General features: G+C 44.7%; 16 protein-coding genes. 8 read left to right on the top strand and 8 right to left on the bottom strand.

Features of this window, described 5'->3' with window-relative positions; all coding sequences use genetic code 11:
- Positions 1 to 20: 20 nt before the first annotated feature.
- The 8 genes from GXP65_RS01575 to GXP65_RS01540 form a co-directional block, all read right to left on the bottom strand.
- Positions 21 to 1,361, bottom strand: a complete 1,341-nt coding sequence (locus tag GXP65_RS01575; RefSeq protein WP_050910498.1) for an HlyD family type I secretion periplasmic adaptor subunit — start codon at positions 1,359 to 1,361, stop codon at positions 21 to 23.
- The gene (locus GXP65_RS01570; protein WP_162091822.1) at positions 1,336 to 3,054 is read right to left on the bottom strand and encodes a type I secretion system permease/ATPase; all 1,719 of its coding nucleotides are present in this window, start codon (positions 3,052 to 3,054) and stop codon (positions 1,336 to 1,338) included. Before GXP65_RS01570 ends, GXP65_RS01575 begins: the two co-directional genes overlap by 26 nt.
- A 60-nt stretch (positions 3,055 to 3,114) precedes the next feature.
- Positions 3,115 to 3,699, bottom strand: a complete 585-nt coding sequence (locus GXP65_RS01565) for a calcium-binding protein (RefSeq protein WP_005432137.1) — start codon at positions 3,697 to 3,699, stop codon at positions 3,115 to 3,117.
- A gap of 204 nt (positions 3,700 to 3,903) precedes the next feature.
- Positions 3,904 to 4,560 carry a LuxR C-terminal-related transcriptional regulator gene (locus GXP65_RS01560; RefSeq protein WP_086015387.1) on the bottom strand — a complete coding sequence of 219 codons (657 nt, stop codon included), beginning with the start codon at positions 4,558 to 4,560 and terminating at the stop codon, positions 3,904 to 3,906.
- 229 nt (positions 4,561 to 4,789) lie between these two features.
- Positions 4,790 to 5,458 carry a LuxR C-terminal-related transcriptional regulator gene (locus GXP65_RS01555; RefSeq protein WP_077201958.1) on the bottom strand — a complete coding sequence of 223 codons (669 nt, stop codon included), beginning with the start codon at positions 5,456 to 5,458 and terminating at the stop codon, positions 4,790 to 4,792.
- A 177-nt stretch (positions 5,459 to 5,635) separates the two neighbouring features.
- On the bottom strand, positions 5,636 to 5,836 hold the full coding sequence (locus GXP65_RS01550; RefSeq protein ID WP_005432140.1) for a hypothetical protein: 201 nt from the start codon (positions 5,834 to 5,836) through the stop codon (positions 5,636 to 5,638).
- 58 nt (positions 5,837 to 5,894) lie between these two features.
- Positions 5,895 to 7,811, bottom strand: a complete 1,917-nt coding sequence (locus tag GXP65_RS01545; protein WP_045376450.1) for a methyl-accepting chemotaxis protein — start codon at positions 7,809 to 7,811, stop codon at positions 5,895 to 5,897.
- Positions 7,812 to 8,024: 213 nt separating this feature from the next.
- Positions 8,025 to 8,768, bottom strand: a complete 744-nt coding sequence (locus GXP65_RS01540; RefSeq protein ID WP_144421250.1) for a Crp/Fnr family transcriptional regulator — start codon at positions 8,766 to 8,768, stop codon at positions 8,025 to 8,027.
- Between the two features lie 113 nt (positions 8,769 to 8,881).
- On the opposite strand from GXP65_RS01540, the gene GXP65_RS01535 reads away from it, so the two are divergent.
- The 8 genes from GXP65_RS01535 to GXP65_RS01505 form a co-directional block, all read left to right on the top strand.
- Positions 8,882 to 10,258, top strand: coding sequence for a hypothetical protein (locus GXP65_RS01535; RefSeq protein ID WP_162091821.1), 1,377 nt, complete (start codon positions 8,882 to 8,884; stop codon positions 10,256 to 10,258).
- A gap of 81 nt (positions 10,259 to 10,339) precedes the next feature.
- Entirely contained in the window at positions 10,340 to 10,837 is a 498-nt protein-coding gene (locus GXP65_RS01530) for a hypothetical protein (protein ID WP_240334925.1), read from the top strand.
- Positions 10,834 to 11,013, top strand: a complete 180-nt coding sequence (locus GXP65_RS25170; RefSeq protein WP_045457415.1) for a hypothetical protein — start codon at positions 10,834 to 10,836, stop codon at positions 11,011 to 11,013. Before GXP65_RS01530 ends, GXP65_RS25170 begins: the two co-directional genes overlap by 4 nt.
- Before the next feature lie 175 nt (positions 11,014 to 11,188).
- Positions 11,189 to 12,145 (top strand): MoxR family ATPase, encoded by a 957-nt coding sequence (locus tag GXP65_RS01525; protein WP_005432145.1) that lies wholly within the window; start codon positions 11,189 to 11,191, stop codon positions 12,143 to 12,145.
- 14 nt (positions 12,146 to 12,159) lie between these two features.
- Positions 12,160 to 13,086, top strand: a complete 927-nt coding sequence (locus GXP65_RS01520) for a DUF58 domain-containing protein (protein ID WP_162091820.1) — start codon at positions 12,160 to 12,162, stop codon at positions 13,084 to 13,086.
- Positions 13,087 to 13,129: 43 nt separating this feature from the next.
- Positions 13,130 to 13,606 carry a DUF4381 domain-containing protein gene (locus GXP65_RS01515; protein WP_005432148.1) on the top strand — a complete coding sequence of 159 codons (477 nt, stop codon included), beginning with the start codon at positions 13,130 to 13,132 and terminating at the stop codon, positions 13,604 to 13,606.
- Positions 13,599 to 14,603, top strand: coding sequence for a VWA domain-containing protein (locus tag GXP65_RS01510; RefSeq protein ID WP_162091819.1), 1,005 nt, complete (start codon positions 13,599 to 13,601; stop codon positions 14,601 to 14,603). The genes GXP65_RS01515 and GXP65_RS01510 overlap by 8 nt, the downstream gene beginning before the upstream one ends.
- On the top strand, positions 14,596 to 15,983 hold a 1,388-nt coding region (locus GXP65_RS01505; protein WP_162091818.1), incomplete at its 3' end, for a VWA domain-containing protein. The genes GXP65_RS01510 and GXP65_RS01505, both read left to right, overlap by 8 nt.

Below are 15,983 nucleotides of genomic sequence, written 5' to 3'. Positions count from 1 at the left end.
TTTCAAACAGAAGTTATCCATCAATCTTCTCGGAATGCGCGATTCATACTTTCCGTTAATGGTTTAACCAAATAACTGAGCGGTGTCCTTGGTTCAGATAAAATCAGTACCTCTGCATTCATACCTGATGTCAACCTATGCTTTGCGACGTCCTCTTGAGACAAAGCGATGCGAGCAAGATAAAAGTCATCTTGGTTCTGTTCAGACAGTTTATCTGCTGAAATCGTTAACACTGTACCATCCAAGGGCGCAAGTGTTCTCGCATTCAAAGCCGTTAAACGAACTTGAGCATGTTGCCCCGGTGTAATTAAATCGATGTCTTGGGGACTCACGCGAGCCTCCACCAGCAGCTTGTCATCTTGAGGAACCAGCTCAAGCAACGTCTCTCCCGAACCAATGACACCTTTTTCAGTAAAGACCTGCATATTGACGACCCTGCCCGAAATAGGAGCGACAATGTCGGTACGTGCAACAATGTCTTTTGCCGAACGGTACTCCTCCCGAATAGAGACGAGCTCTTTCTTGGTATTGCGTAACTCCTCGACAATTTCATTGAGTCGCTCTAGCTTTAGCTCTTCGATCTTTGCTTGGTTTTCATCTAGCCGCTTACTAACGGTGAGCGACTGGCGATCAAGTTGACTCAACGTGCTACGCACTTCTGCGGCGAGACGTTTGAGCTGAAGTAACGCCGACTTTCCGGAGAAACCTTTCTGTACCAACGCTTGATTACTGGCTATCTCTTCTTCAATAAACTTCAAGCGTTCACGTTCAATGACTTTCGTTTCACTGAGGTTATCCAGCTCTAAATTTGCGCCAGATATACTTTGCGCAATGATGTTTAACTTGCTGTCAAAAAAGCGTTTCCTAGCCTCGAAAATCTTGCTTTGGACCAACTTGGCCTCGGCGACAATTTCTCCATTTTGAATGGTCTCAAGGTCACGAGCCCAGTTGATGTCCGGTAGCTCATCTAACTCCGCATTCAAACGGTTTTCTTTAGCGATCGTATGAATATACTGACCGCCAAGAGAGTCGAGTTTCGCATTGGCTTGGTGCTTTGAAAGCCGAAGGAGCAATTGCCCTTTCTCCACTAAGTCGCCCTCTTGAACATAGAGCTTTTCAATAATGCCACCTTCCAAGTGTTGGATTTCCTGACGCTTACTTAATACCGATAGATCACCGTAAGCAATAGCAGCACTCTCCAGTTTCGCCGTGGCAGCCCAATAACCTAACCCTCCCAGAAACAGGCTTAGCGTTAAGACACCTAATAAAATCGGCCCTTTCAAGTGAAGCTCCGAAGAAGGCAAAAAGCGGAATACTTTTTCTGCTGCAAGTTCATTAACGGTTGGCAGTTGATTGCTCATTTCGCACCCTCGGTATATCTGTTCTATCTTCTCCCATCAAACGCTTCAACACTTCGTCTCGCGCTCCGTATAACTTAGCTCGTCCGTCAGCTAAATACAGAAGTCGATCCATTTGCCTTAACGTACTTGGGTTATGAGCAATCACAACCACTGTTGAGCCTTGAGACTTGAGGTGTGCTATTAAACGTTGATATGACGCCTCACCTTCTCCATCTAGGTTCGCGTTTGCTTCATCAAACACGACAACAGAAGGGTCACCGTAAACGGCTCTTGCCAGAGCAATGCGTTGTCGCTCTCCACCGGATAAGCCGCGGCCATTTTCCCCAATGGTAAAGTCATAGCCTTTGTTTTTCTTAAGAATAAGTTCATGACACCCTGCAAGTTGAGCAGCTTGAATCACTTTTGCCGGGTCTTCATCTTTGAATCGTGCAATATTGTCTCGAATTGTTCCGGGGAATAACTCCACTTCCTGCGCTAAATAACCAAAGTGAGAACCTCTGTCTTCTGAAGCCCACGTTGATACTTCCATACCATCTAAGGTGACCTTGCCAGCCAAAGGTTTGATATTTCCGAGTAGTAGTCTTGCAAACGTTGACTTTCCCGTTCCAGAAGGACCAATAACGCCCACAGAAACACCTGGCGGAATCGACAGTGATATCGCTGATAAAACAGGTTCCGATGCTCCAGGATGACGATAAGCTAACCCCGTCAGTTCAAAGTGACCTTTTGGACGAGGCAAAGGCATGTCAGATTCATCTTGCTTAACAATCCGATCAATCTCCCATAAACGCTTGTAAGCATTTCTGGCAGACATCGCGCTGCGCCATGTACCGATCGCTTGCTCCATCGGAGAGAGTGCGCGACTCATTAGAATAGAACTGGCGATCATCGCACCTGCGGTAATCTCATGTTGGATGACCAACCAAGCACCACCACCTAATAAGCATATCTGAAGGGAGCCGCGTACGAACTTCGAAAAGTTAGCAAGGTAAATCGACTTACCAGTAACACTTTGTTCCAGTTGATTAGACTTATTAACACGTGAGTACCAGCTTTCCAGAAAAGCATTCATCATGCCCATAGCCATAATTGAATTCGCGTTTTGAGTCGCCACTTCTGCTTGATTGATGTGAGATATCGATCGAACTTCACTTTCTTGCATGGTTTTTCGGGTCACAAGCTCATTGATCACGCCCAAACTAAACAAAGCAATTGAGCCCCCTAACGCAATATGGCCCAAAACAGGGTGCAGCAAATAAACGAAAAGTATAAAAACCGGGGTCCAAGGTGCATCAAGCAAAGGATAAGGCGCTTGGCTACTGAGAAAGCTTTTAATGTTTTGGATATCTCTCAACACCTGAGATGTATAGCTTTTGCCCGTGTGTGTTTGGTACTGAATGCTTCGTTTGAGCATAAATACCGAAAGTTTTGAATCAATCCAATACCCAAATGACTTACTCATCTGAGCTCGCGCGATATCAATCAGCGACATAGTTAAAAGCGCAGCCAGAACAATCACTGTCAATAAAAAGAGGGTATCAATTGAGTAGGAAGAGATAACGCGGTTGTACACTTGCAACATGTACAGAGGGATAGAGAGCACTAATAAATTTATAAATAAACTAAAACCAATCAGCAGGCCCGTCAGCGTGCATAGTTTTTGTTTAACTTCTTTGAAAACCGTATTTTGCACGATTACTTCCACATATTTTTATATTTAGGCGCTAGACCCGCTAGCGCCTAATAGAATGACTTAAATGATGAACAAGTCGCTGCCATAGGTATTGATGTCTTCTTGCGTAACACCAATCAATTTGACAGTCAGATCTGCGCCATCAGTAAAGACAGCATTACCTTTAGCGTCGTAGCTAATGGTTAAATCAGAGAATGATGTGACAGAGTCACTGATGATGTGCAAAGAATCTTCGCCGATTGTGAAATCAACCACTTTAGCTTCACCATGACCTTCAAATTTATCCGTGAAAATAAACTTGTCTGCGCCTGAACCACCGATCAAGATGTTATCGCCTGAACCAGCAACAAGCAGATCCTCGCCAACACCACCGTTAAGTTTGTTGTCACCTAACAGACCAAGTAGCAAATCGCTTCCAGTGCCGCCACCTAGGTAATCATTACCTGTGCCAGCCATCAAAATATCATCACCTGCACCGCCTGTTAGACGGTCATTGCCTGCCCCACCAACAACAAAGTCATCACCGCCGCCACCGACGAATGAATCATTACCACCGAAACCGATGAATACATCGTTACCACCATCGAAATCAGCGATTTCGTGATTTTCGCCCGCATCACCGAGATATGTGTCATTTGTGCTCATTGTATGTCCCTCTTGGCTTTATATTTGAATAGACCTTTTCACGTCTGAATTAACTTCCTGCAGACACCGGGAAGTCTAATAAACAAAAGCATAGGAACAAGTTTGAATATGGATTGATATTTCAAACTAACAATATTATTAGCACTTTAAAAACTGGTACTTTTAGATATAAAAGACATTGAAAACATAAGGTTAAATCTAGTACTACAAGTTTCTTTTTGCCCAACTAGTGGCTTGTGTTCGATTTTTAACCTCAATCTTTCTAAAGATATTGTAAAGATGAGATTTTATAGTGTGCTCGCTAATAAATAATGAATCAGCAATCTCCATATTCGAGCCCCCCTCTTTTAGCATCTGTAAAACTTGAACCTCTCTTCTGGTCAACTCTACCTCTATCGCAGGCTCCACAACGTGGTGTACCTCTTTTCCTTTGTAGTAATTAACCAATTGATCAAGCAAACGACGAGACAGCCAATTTTCTCCAGAAATAATCGCACTTAATCCTTGGCAAAGTTTTTCCATCGAATCATTAGGCCCAAATATACCTTTAACGTGAGGCCAAGAGGCCAATTCAGACGCATCTAAATCGTGACCTAAGTTGAGCATGATCGTTCCTAACACTTTCTCATTATCCTTTAAATAAACTAAGGTATCGGAAGGTGTTTCTACTGAGAAATCAACCAATAGGAAGTACTTTTCAGGAATGAGCTCGTGGTAGCTCACATTCTTGTTATCGATAATTGTAATTTTTGTTCCGGTATTCCTAGAAAGAATCTCCTTGAAGTTTTCACTCTGTAAACTTTGCTGAGTGATCATTAGGATTTCAGGTTTTTCTTTATGCTGTTCCATAATCTTTCTCATACTTTACTGACTAAATGCTCTAGATTAATAACTAGTTATAAGTATTTAAGCTCATATCTAAGTGCTAGCCGATAGAGTAGAGTTATTTGCTACTTTTTTAAATTGTAATTTGATCAAGATCAGAAACAAAAAAAGTGTTTCTCATAAAAGAAACACTTTTTTAAATCTGAAATTTTATATTTGCAATGAGTCGCAAATAATATGAAACCCATTGTAATAAACACACTAATTATACGGCAATAGAGAGGTCCGACATATTCTCTTTTGCCCAAATTAATGCTTGCACTCTGTTTTTCACATCAATCTTCTTAAAGATATTATGGAGATGAGTTTTGACAGTATTTTCACTCACAAATAACTGCTCAGCGATCTGTTGATTCGAAGCCCCCATAGATAAAAAGGTAATGATTTGCTGTTCTCTTTTGGTCAAAATTGCGGGAACGGTCTTATTAAGTGGTCTGCTGTGTCGACGTAAATGCGTGATATATTGCTGAGAAAACTTACGGCTAAACCACATATCACCCTGTAATACTTTTCCTATTCCAGCTTGTAACATACTGATGTCGTCAGAAGTGTAGAAGATGCCAGCCAATGATTGCCAAACAAACAACTCTTCCGTTGTAATCGATTTATCGCAGTTAATAAGAACTTCTATCGTGTCTTTGAGATCCGTTTTTTTAAACTCCATGTAACGAGAGAAGACCTCGTCTGATATCACACTGTAATCCAACAATATCGCAGAGATTGAACTGACCGATTCAGGCTGAGTATCGAGCTTTTCAGGAGAGATCAACTGAACATTGATGTTGAGCTTAGTCTCTAGCACATCTTTTAACAGTGAAGACTGTAAGCTGTCCTCCGTTATTAAGATCACTTTCCTTGTATTTTGATTCTCCATCTTGATCGATGCCCTTTAGTCATTTTGAGTGAAATAAGGCATAGATTTAGTTAGAGAGGCACTATTGTCAAGTATGAAAAAAAGTAGTAGCAAAGACTAAATTATTGATTGGTATGTAGATAAAAGGTGTGAGGAAATGGATAGGTATTAAAAAGGGAGTATCAAACTCCCCCTTTATTAATGCACTGGCACTGAATTTTTCTGATTGAACTTACCAAAGTATTGCTCAAGGATTTCCGGAGTCAGTTTTCCTTCAGCTTCTAACTTCTTGAGCTCTGCCGCAATTTGCTTCTGCTCTTCAAGAGTTGGTAGCTTTACTTCCGGCTCTTGAGACGCTTCTTGCGAGATCTGTGCTAGTTCTTTTTCGAAATCATTCATAGTACTTACCTAAATATCGAGTCGTTAAACTTGTAAACTAGGTCTATTCTATCCAACTCTACAGCTTGAAGCTACCAACCATCTTATCTAGGCGAGATGATAATTCTTGGAGATCTCGACTTGCACCAGCAAGTTCTTCTGCTGTCGCTGTCGTCATCTCATTGATCGCATTAATCTCTTCGATGTTCTGGTTGATGGTATGAACCACTGTCGATTGCTCTTCTGTTGCCGTTGCAACCTGAGTATTACGATCCGAAATATCCGCAATCCGTTCAGAGATATTCATTAGAACAACAACAGCCTCATCAGTTGAAGCCACACCCTCAAACGTCACCGCTTTACCTGCTTCCATTGCAGTTACTGCATCTTGCGCATCACTTTGAAGTTGATTAATCATCTTCTGAATCTCTTCGGTCGAATCAGCCGTACGTGACGCTAAGTTACGTACTTCATCAGCTACCACCGCAAAGCCACGACCTTGCTCACCCGCGCGAGCCGCTTCGATCGCTGCGTTCAACGCAAGTAAGTTGGTTTGCTCAGAGATATCGCGAATCACATCCAGAATAGAACCAATATCTTTGGTGGTTGTTGCAAGCTGGGTCACTACCATGCTTGTCGTTTCCACATCACCAGCAAGGCGGCTAATCACTTCTTTTGCTTGCGTCACCACTTGGCGGCCAGTCTGCGTATTATCAGACGCTTGGTTTGCCGTATCAGCTGCGGTTGCTGCGTTTGAAGCAATCTCGCTGATCGTTGCACCCATCTGGTTAATGGCCGTCACTACCTGAATCGTCTGGTCACGTTGCTCTTGGCTATTATCATGCGTAGACGTTGCTTTATTTGAAACACTGTCTGCCGCTTGGCTTAAAGCACCACTGGTTAGCGACACTTCCTTCATGGTTGCATGGATCTTCTCAATAAAGCCGTTAAAGCCTTTAGAAAGTTGAGCGATCTCATCGTTGCCTTTGATTTCAATTCGTTGAGCCAGATCACCCTCACCTTCGCCAAGATCAGTGAAGCGGTCAGCAATTTGGCGAATTGGGTTGGTAATGCTGTTTGCAAGAAGAACGCCCATCGCAATGAAGATCAGCGCGACGATCGCTGTTGTGAATAACATTTTCTCGGCGGTTGCATCTAGGTCAGCAAATACTTCGTTTACTGGTACAACACCAACGACAAACCAATCCATTGAAGGCACGTACAAGCTCGAGACAAACATCTCTTGTCCTTCAAATTCTGTCGTTACTAAATTGAAGTGATTTTTGTTGAGCAACTGAGAAGCTTCACGACCAAACAATTGGTTGATAGAGCTTTGGTTCTTACCTTGCTGGCGATGAATCTGGATATCACCTTTACTATTGGTAAGAAAAACGTAGCCTGTTTTCTCAATCTTAAAGCCATTTAGTAACGAAACCATATCGTCCATTGACTTGGACAGGCCAGACATTGAGATGCCATTGACGTTTTGGTAGTTCGCGAACATTTTTACGTCGCCATTTGCCTCTTGAAATACGCTTACAGACGTATCTTGGCCAGAAGAGGTGAATCCAAAGAACCAAGCATCTTGCGAGCGATTAAGCTGACGCAGGAAACCGTTTTGATTCCAGTAATAAGCACTTTGTCTGTTCGCGACAGAAGCATCGTTCAACTGGTATTGGGACTTTACGTTATTTAGTTGGCGAACTAATTGCGCTTCGACTGTTGGGTTACGGTCTGTCGTCGATAGTGCTTCAACAACAAATTCATTGGTCGCCAACTGTTTCGCCGCTTGCTGCATCTGTACAACTTCACGGTCAATCTCCGTATTGATTTGCTGCAACATCGCAGGCAATTCAATATCAATAAGGCGATGACTTAATACGTCTCGCGCATGACGCTGTGCCATCACCCCTACAATAATCGTTGATGCAAGCACTGCAAATGTAATACCGAGTACAACCTTTTGTTTGATACTCAAAGAGCTAAGTTTCAACATATCTGGACCTTTAAAAGAATCACTAGTTATCTGCATTCTGAATAAATACAACCTTGCGCATATAAATTTACTATGCACAGCATGACACTTTTATCGGCCTTATCTGACAAAACTAGAGAAAATTCTCACAACTTTATGCAAACCCAATGTAATAGATTGTTTAGTAAGATAATTTAACTCCTTAATGTGACGATCATCACCAGATAACTATGCTCAATCTGGCATCCCCTCAAGAATGAACGCACTGAGCTTTTCATCGTCGACTATCTCAATACGACGATAACCGATAGTAATGATGCCTTGCTTAACAAGTTGCTGCAGCGAACGGCTCAATGTTTGCCGCGTACATCGTGAAAGGTGGGCCAGTTTATCTTGCGTGTACACAATCGGAGTGTGCTCACCATGTGGTGCATTTAAGCGGCTAACAAGAGACAACAACTTCGCGACTCTGAATTCGTTTTTTAGCAAAACAGACTCCGTCGTCCACTCCATTAAAAGCCTGAAGCGAAAGCTGATTTCATGAATAGCAATTTGATACAGCTGAGGGTAACGCTGTGCGATATCACGCATCTTCTTAACCGGAATAGCAATGGTTACCGCATCAGATGAAGAGTAGAAATCATGGTTTGTCGGCGCATCTTCAAAGCACCCCAACCAAGTTAACCAACTTCCCGGTCCCAGTATTGCAATGCACGCTTCTTCACCACTGGCACTGCAACTCACTAACTCTATATGACCAGCCACAACCAGCCGCATGGTATCAACCGACGTGTGGGCAGAGTTCAACAACGTTGGGACCTTATATGCTTCAACTTTTGCCGACTTTGCCATTTCTTCAATCGCGCTGTCATTTAGCTTCGCCAAGGTAGGATCATTCTTAAGTAGCAGCTCAACTTGCGAATACTGCTCTTCCCTCTCAGCCCAATGGCTAAATTGAGATTGTAAGATTTTAGACATTGTTCCAATCCTACCTCTGATAAGTTGTTAATCAATTGTTACAACAAGATTAACAATTAATCCCATAAAAATACGAGAGACAAACCACAAGGTTGTGGAACGAGGATTCAATAATGCAAATGCCATGCGTAACAACACTAAACCGATGGGTCCGTCATGGCTCCATCGTAGCAGCATTAATAAGCAGTGCAGTTTGGACAACAACGGCCGTCGCAAATGACACGTTTGAGGGAATTCCTGGAGAAAGAACCTGTTTCTTCCGTTATGGTCCAGTGTCCGCCGATCCCTACATCAATGTGGCCTATCCTGACGCAGCAGTAAAATATTGGGGAGCGGCCTTTACCGTGCCAGAGGGTGCAAAACTAAGATTGGAGGGGCAATTCCCCCACTCTCGCTACATGTCACTGATCAGCTATGATGACCGTGGCAGGCCAGTTCAGTCTCTCCCAGACTACATGATTAAACCGAATAAAAGCAGCGTGAACCCTTTTAGAAATGGAAACCAGCGAGATAGCGTATTCAGAAGTTATCAAGTAAAGGTGCTTGATTCAGAGCCACAAAGCGACTACACCGCAGGTCAAATGCGCGAAGGTTTTGAAACAGACGCCCTTCACACACCAAAATCAGCATCCAATCAACAAGTACTGATTTACCGTATCTACGCAAAAGACGAAAACACGGATGGCACAGGCAACACAGCCCTACCTGAACCCGTCGTTACGCTCGCTTCAGGAAAAGAGCTCCGTGGACCTGAGGCGTGTGACGCTCTTAGTAGCAGCCAGCCTTTAAAAGCGCAACTCAATGCTCTGGGCATTCCGGTTGAGAAGTATCGTAAGTTGGTTACTCAACCCAACAAGCCTGCTGGCTTCCCTGCAACCAACCCCGCCACATGGCATATACAGTTAGACAGAGAAAGCCTACTTGGCATTTACACAGGCAAGATAAATCCAGAAGCTCGACGCAGTTCCGGCGGTTTTTATCCAAACTTGGACAACAATTACATAAGAACCGTTGTTAACCGTAAACATGGACCAGTATTTGTTTTTCGCGCCAAAGCACCGACCGCACCAAAGACGTTTCACGGCAACAAAGAGATGGAAGGAGGCGAGGTTCGCTACTGGTCCGTTTGTTCAAATAAAGGCTTTGCCGTTACAAAAGTGAATGACTGTTTGTATGATGAACATATTCCTGTAGACAAAGACGGGTATTACACCATTGCAGTAAGCCGCGCATCAGATAGACCGCGTAACGCATTTGCTCAATGTGGCATTGGCTGGCTACCTATGGCGGACGATGGCGATGGCATCATTGATGAAGACGCATCCATTGTTCAAATTCGACACATGCTCGCCTCACCGAAGTTCAAGCACGCTATCCAGAACATTCAGCAAGACAAAGACATCGCACCCGTGATGAAAGAGTACTATCCAAGAACCTTTTACACCACGACAAACAATTTCGAACTGATGTTCCCCTGTCCACAGGACTGATCGCCAAGCACGTCAACCCAGATGGCAGGGCTCCCCTCCCTGCCATCTCACCACTCATTAACGACAGATATCGAGGTAGCCATGATATTAAAGCTACTGTGCCTACTGCTGTTCATTTCTTTAGTTGCAACAGTGTATGCCTCCCCAACCAACCGCTCTGAGCAGCGCGATGAACTTGATGATCCAACCGCACTTAGCTCATTTGTTGGCTTTCGTTCAGGAACCAATGGCTATGGTGCCATCGGTCAGCTAAGTTTTAATCGTCCCGATAGTCACTTTGGGCATAATAGTTTCCTGCAGTTCAAAGATGATTTTGAAACCGTACACTTACGCCACTTTTCTATTTATAAGTCGTCTGGTACGGCGTATTTGTTGACGCTCAACGGAACAACGCGGGTCTATTACCAATCAACAGAGCTTCCATTGGAGCCATTCAAATCATTCCCATTTCAGAGACCATTCGTATCAACCCTGCTGTGTTATATGGCTCAACTTGGACAGACGACAAGCAAGTACGAGATACCCTTTTCCCAACAACGCCTATCGTTACCTTGTATAGCTTTTTTCGCTGGCAAATGAGTGACGATTGGTTTGTCAATTTAGTGCCTCAATACACCTACAGCTTGAGTGGTAAGAAAATTCGTTTGTTTGAGTTAGTGACACAGGTTGGACACAACATCACAAAAGAGGCGACAGTTTCATTAAATGCTGACGAAGACGACAATTTTTGGCTGACATTGAAACACGCACTATGAGCACTTGTTAAGGTTAGGGCTTTCCGTAGCCCTAAGTCATTGTCATGACCTTGTAAAACATAGCAATAACCCAATATTGAAAAGATAAATTGCATGTGCGTACTGGAACTTTTCCCTTAGAAGAAGTGACCAATACTCAAAACAAGAATCATATGGATACCAGAGAGTCCAAAAAATGCACAAAACAAACTTCGAAACTCTTCAAAGCTACTTAGAGTCTCAGATCATTGGTCAGCATGATCTCGTTAAACAGCTTCTCATTGCTCTACTTGCCGATGGGCATATCTTGGTTGAAGGCCCTCCAGGATTGGCTAAGACCCGTGCGGTGAAATCTCTATCGGATTGTGTAGAGGGTGATTTCCACCGTATTCAGTTCACACCAGACTTACTGCCAGCGGACTTGACGGGTACCGATATCTTCCGTCCAGAAACGGGCGAATTTACCTTCCAGTCTGGTCCTATTTTCAACTCACTGATCCTTGCTGATGAGATCAACCGTGCGCCAGCTAAAGTGCAAGCCGCAATGCTTGAAGCAATGGCTGAGAAGCAAGTGACAGCAGGACGAAACACATACGCACTCCCAGAGCTATTCTTGGTGATGGCAACGCAAAACCCAATCGAGCAAGAGGGAACTTACCCGCTGCCAGAAGCGCAGCTTGACCGTTTCTTGCTGCACCTTGATGTAGATTACCCAGATGCAGAGCATGAACTGGCGATCTTGCGCATCAACCGTGGTGAGGCAAAAGGCGAAGCGACGATTGAGCGCCCAAGCTTGAGCCAAGAAGACATCTTCACCGCACGCAAAGAAGTGCTCAACATCCACATGGCAGACGCAATCGAGCAATACATCGTTCGTCTTGTGATGGCGACTCGACAGCCAAGCGATTACGACTCAGAGCTTGCGAAATGGCTATCTATGGGTGTGAGTCCACGTGCGACGATTGCGCTTGACCGTTGTGCTCGCGCTCATGCGTGGCTGGCAGGTCGTGATTTCGTCTCACCAGAAGATGTTCAAGCCATGGCTTACCCTGTACTACGCCATCGTCTGCTGCTTAGCTACCACGCTCAAGCAGAAGGCATTACAGCAAATCAGGTTATCGACAAGCTTCTTAACCTTGTAGGTAGCGCATAACGTAGGTAGGTGACATGTCTGCATCATATGCATTGCCACCTCATGCGAATGGGGTGACATTAACCCTTGAAGAGCTGCTTCAATATCGCACTCAATCGGTTCGTTGGCTGCCACCAGCACAGAGTATTTGGTCGCAAATGAGCGGTAACCATACCAGCCGTCAAAAAGGTCGTGGTATGGACTTCATGGAAGTGCGCCAATACCAAGCGGGTGATGACATTCGCAGCATCGATTGGCGAGTCACGGCTCGAACGAGAAAAGCGCACACCAAGTTGTTTGCTGAAGACAAAGAGCAAGCGGTGATCTTGTACATCGACTTGAGCCCAAGCATGCACTTTGGATCGCAATATGTATTGAAGTCAGTTCAAATGGCACACTTCGCTAGCGTCTTGATTTGGCTGACATTAGCTAAGAAAGACCGAATTGGCGCGGTGATAGATGATGGTTCCCAGTGTATTGAGTTCCGCCCTTCTTCTTTACAAAAGCAAGGGCTGAGAATTCTTGACGCGATAGTGAATACTCACAATCAATTAATTACGAATCAACAAGCTGACAGAACACGCACGTTGCCATACATGAGCGCAATTGAAACGCTACACAACCTGACGCCGAAAGGCAGTGAGCTTATTCTGCTGAGTGATTTTGCTCTAGTGGAGGAGAAAGAGCTGATTCAACTGCGTCGATTAAAGCAACACAACAGCGTTCGTGCAGTACAGTTTTATGATCCTCTAGAGCGAGGCGAAACCGACTTCCGAGGCCAAGCGAAAGCATCCGATGGTCATCGAAGTCAGTGGTTTAATTTCGGTTCGAAAGGACAGCGCCAAGCGTTGGAATCTCACTTCGTTAAGCATCAGCAAGCCATCAAACAGCAGTGTCATTCGATGGCGATTCCATTTAACAGTCTGTCGAGCGGGTTACCGTTGGTTCAGCAGTTAAGCTAATCAAAGCAACAACATACAAATCATTCAAGCAGTAGTAATAATAATGACAACGAATAATCAAAGCCTAAACCTTGAACCTTTAATCCTGCCAAATGCACCAGATTGGTTCCCACTTGCTTGGGGATGGTGGGCTGTTCTGGGCGGTGTAATTCTCTCCATCTTAATCGTCGTACTGTACTTAAGATGGCGTACAAAGCGTCTTGTTGCCAAGAAGACCGCATTGAAATTGTTGACCAATCCGATCACACCACACACACCGTCTTCTGCATTAGAGGTTCTTCGTCAAGCGGCTTTGAGTTACTTCCCTCGTGAAGAAATCGCGCCATTAACAGGTTCTGCTTGGTACGAGTTTCTTGATAGTTACACCAAAGAAACTCGATTTGTCGATAAACAACAACAGTGGCAAGCGGCGCTGTATCAAAAATCAGGTCACGAACAGCATCAAGATCTGATTGATGATTGTGCATACTGGATTGCGACCGCATTGCCACCAAAGAAAAAGGCAAAAACTCGTGACTGAGGCAACTCTCGTTTCGAGCCTCTCTCAGTGGTTGAACATTGAGTTTGTCTGGTGGTGGGCATTATTGTTACTGCCCCTACCTTGGCTGATTTATAAGTTCTTCCCTGAAGAGACTCAGCAAGCTGAAATTAAGCTGGCGTACCTGCCAGACAACAAACACAGCAACAAACCAAAACAGGTCGTACAAAAATACCTGTCTATTGGCGTATGGGCTCTGTTAGTTGTCGCTTGTGCTCGACCGGTTTGGTATGGCGATCCGGTTGAGTTCCAACCGAAATACCGTGACATGATGTTAGTGGTCGACTTATCTGGCTCTATGCAGAAAGAAGACATGAACGACAACGGTGAATACATAGACCGTTTAACCGCCGTCAAAAGAGTCTTATCTGATTTCGTAGAAAAACGCCAAGGCGACCGCTTGGGTGTGGTTCTATTTGGTGATAATGCTTATCTGCAAACGCCGCTGACCGCTGACCGTAAAACCGTAATGCAACAGATCAATCAAACCGTCATTGGCTTGGTTGGCCAGCGCACCGCGATTGGTGATGGTATCGGCTTAGGCACTAAAACCTTTGTAGACAGTGACGCACCACAACGCGTGATGATCTTGCTCAGTGATGGTAGCAATACTGCTGGTGTCCTTGATCCGCTTGAAGCCGCTGAAATCGCTAAAAAGTACAACGCAACCATCTACACCGTAGGTGTGGGCGCTGGTGAAATGATGGTGAAAGACTTCTTCATGACGCGCAAGGTCAATACCGCCTCAGATCTTGATGAGCAAACGCTGACCAAGATTGCAGAGATGACTGGTGGTAAATACTTCCGAGCTCGTGATGCTAAAGAACTCGAAACGATCTACGACACCATTAATCAACTAGAGCCAGTTTCTAGCGATACGCAAACTTGGCGTCCTCAGTCGGAATGGTTCCCTTACCCACTAGGCGCTGCACTTGTGCTTTCCGTGTTCCTGTTTGTTCTAAGGAGAAAACATGGCTGAGTTTACTTTTCTAAATCCTTATTGGTTGTTGGGTTTGCTCGTCATCCCTGTCGTTCTTGCGATTAACAGCCAATACAGAACCAAAAAGTCATCGTTGATTGCGCCCCATTTAGCCAAAATGCTTGGTCATTCAGTGAAAACCAAGCACTACTTCGCCATTTGGGGATTAGCATGGGCGATCGCTTGTATTGCTCTAGCAGGTCCAAGTTGGCAATCCAACACTCGCCCAAGCTTTGAACTAAGCCAAAACCGAGTGTTAGTTCTGGATATGTCGCGCTCTATGTACGCAACGGATGTGAAGCCAAATCGCCTGTCACAAACCCGCTATAAAGCGTTGGATTTATTGCCGAAATGGAAAGAAGGTTCAACAGGTTTGGTCGCGTACGCGGGCGATGCTTATACGTTAAGTCCACTGACGACTGACTCCAGCACACTCGCTGGCATCATCGAAAACTTGTCTCCTGAGTTAATGCCGTATCAAGGCTCCAACTTACCATCAGCGATTGAAACCGCGCTTGGTCAGTTTACTCAGGCGGGCGTAAATCAAGGTGACATCGTCGTGCTGGCAGATGATTTGGATGACTCCGAACTATCTCGCTCATTAGCGTTACTAAACGGTAAAGACATTCGTGTGTCAGTACTCGCTATCGGAACATCAACTGGTGCGCCAATTGCTCTTCCGGATGGTTCTTTGATGAAGAGTCGACAAGGCAACACAGTGGTAGCGAAGACTAACCTGAAAAACTTACAGAAGTTAGCCAAAGAGACCGGCGGATTATTTGTGCCAATTCAACACAATAACCGTGATGTCGAGAACATTGCCGCGTTTACTAATAACGCGAGTAACAACCTTGCTGCCAAGCAAAGTGAAGACGTGAAAACCGACTCTCGCTTGAACGGTGGTTTCTGGTTGCTACCTCTGCTGTTGATTCCTGCAGCCCTACTCTTCCGTCGAGGCATGATTTGGGTACTGGTTGCGACCGTGCTACCGATGAGTTGGACACCAAAAGCAGAAGCCAATGCGTTCTTGAATCAGAACCAACAAGGTGAACAGCTTTATCAAAAAGGTGAGTACGAAAAGGCCCAAAATACCTTTACTGATCCTAATTGGAAAGGCGCAGCAAGCTACCAAGCTGGGGATTACGAAAGCGCGATTGAAGCGTTTTCTCATAACCAAAGCCTTGATGGCCGTTACAACTTAGCCAATGCACTTGCTCAAAATGGCCAACTTGAAGACGCAGCCGCTCTCTACAAGCAGCTTGTTCAAGAGAAGCCAGACTTTGAGGCTGCGAAAAAGAATCTGTCGGTTGTAGAGGAGAAACTGAAGCAACAGCAGCAACAGCAGCAACAGCAGCAACAGCAGCAACAGCAGCAACAGCA

It is taken from the genome of Vibrio sp. LB10LO1, assembly GCF_010092875.1.
Taxonomy (GTDB): Bacteria; Pseudomonadota; Gammaproteobacteria; order Enterobacterales; family Vibrionaceae; genus Vibrio; species Vibrio campbellii.
This window is presented reverse-complemented; position numbering and strand designations above follow the sequence as displayed.

Coding starts and splice junctions, on each gene's coding strand:
- GXP65_RS01575 (WP_050910498.1), bottom strand. CDS start 1,361: ATGAGCAATCAACTGCCAACCGTTAATGAACTTGCAGCAGAAAAAGTA.
- GXP65_RS01565 (WP_005432137.1), bottom strand. CDS start 3,699: ATGAGCACAAATGACACATATCTCGGTGATGCGGGCGAAAATCACGAA.
- GXP65_RS01560 (WP_086015387.1), bottom strand. CDS start 4,560: ATGAGAAAGATTATGGAACAGCATAAAGAAAAACCTGAAATCCTAATG.
- GXP65_RS01555 (WP_077201958.1), bottom strand. CDS start 5,458: ATGGAGAATCAAAATACAAGGAAAGTGATCTTAATAACGGAGGACAGC.
- GXP65_RS01550 (WP_005432140.1), bottom strand. CDS start 5,836: ATGAATGATTTCGAAAAAGAACTAGCACAGATCTCGCAAGAAGCGTCT.
- GXP65_RS01545 (WP_045376450.1), bottom strand. CDS start 7,811: ATGTTGAAACTTAGCTCTTTGAGTATCAAACAAAAGGTTGTACTCGGT.
- GXP65_RS01540 (WP_144421250.1), bottom strand. CDS start 8,768: ATGTCTAAAATCTTACAATCTCAATTTAGCCATTGGGCTGAGAGGGAA.
- GXP65_RS01535 (WP_162091821.1), top strand. CDS start 8,882: ATGCAAATGCCATGCGTAACAACACTAAACCGATGGGTCCGTCATGGC.
- GXP65_RS01530 (WP_240334925.1), top strand. CDS start 10,340: ATGATATTAAAGCTACTGTGCCTACTGCTGTTCATTTCTTTAGTTGCA.
- GXP65_RS25170 (WP_045457415.1), top strand. CDS start 10,834: ATGAGTGACGATTGGTTTGTCAATTTAGTGCCTCAATACACCTACAGC.
- GXP65_RS01525 (WP_005432145.1), top strand. CDS start 11,189: ATGCACAAAACAAACTTCGAAACTCTTCAAAGCTACTTAGAGTCTCAG.
- GXP65_RS01520 (WP_162091820.1), top strand. CDS start 12,160: ATGTCTGCATCATATGCATTGCCACCTCATGCGAATGGGGTGACATTA.
- GXP65_RS01515 (WP_005432148.1), top strand. CDS start 13,130: ATGACAACGAATAATCAAAGCCTAAACCTTGAACCTTTAATCCTGCCA.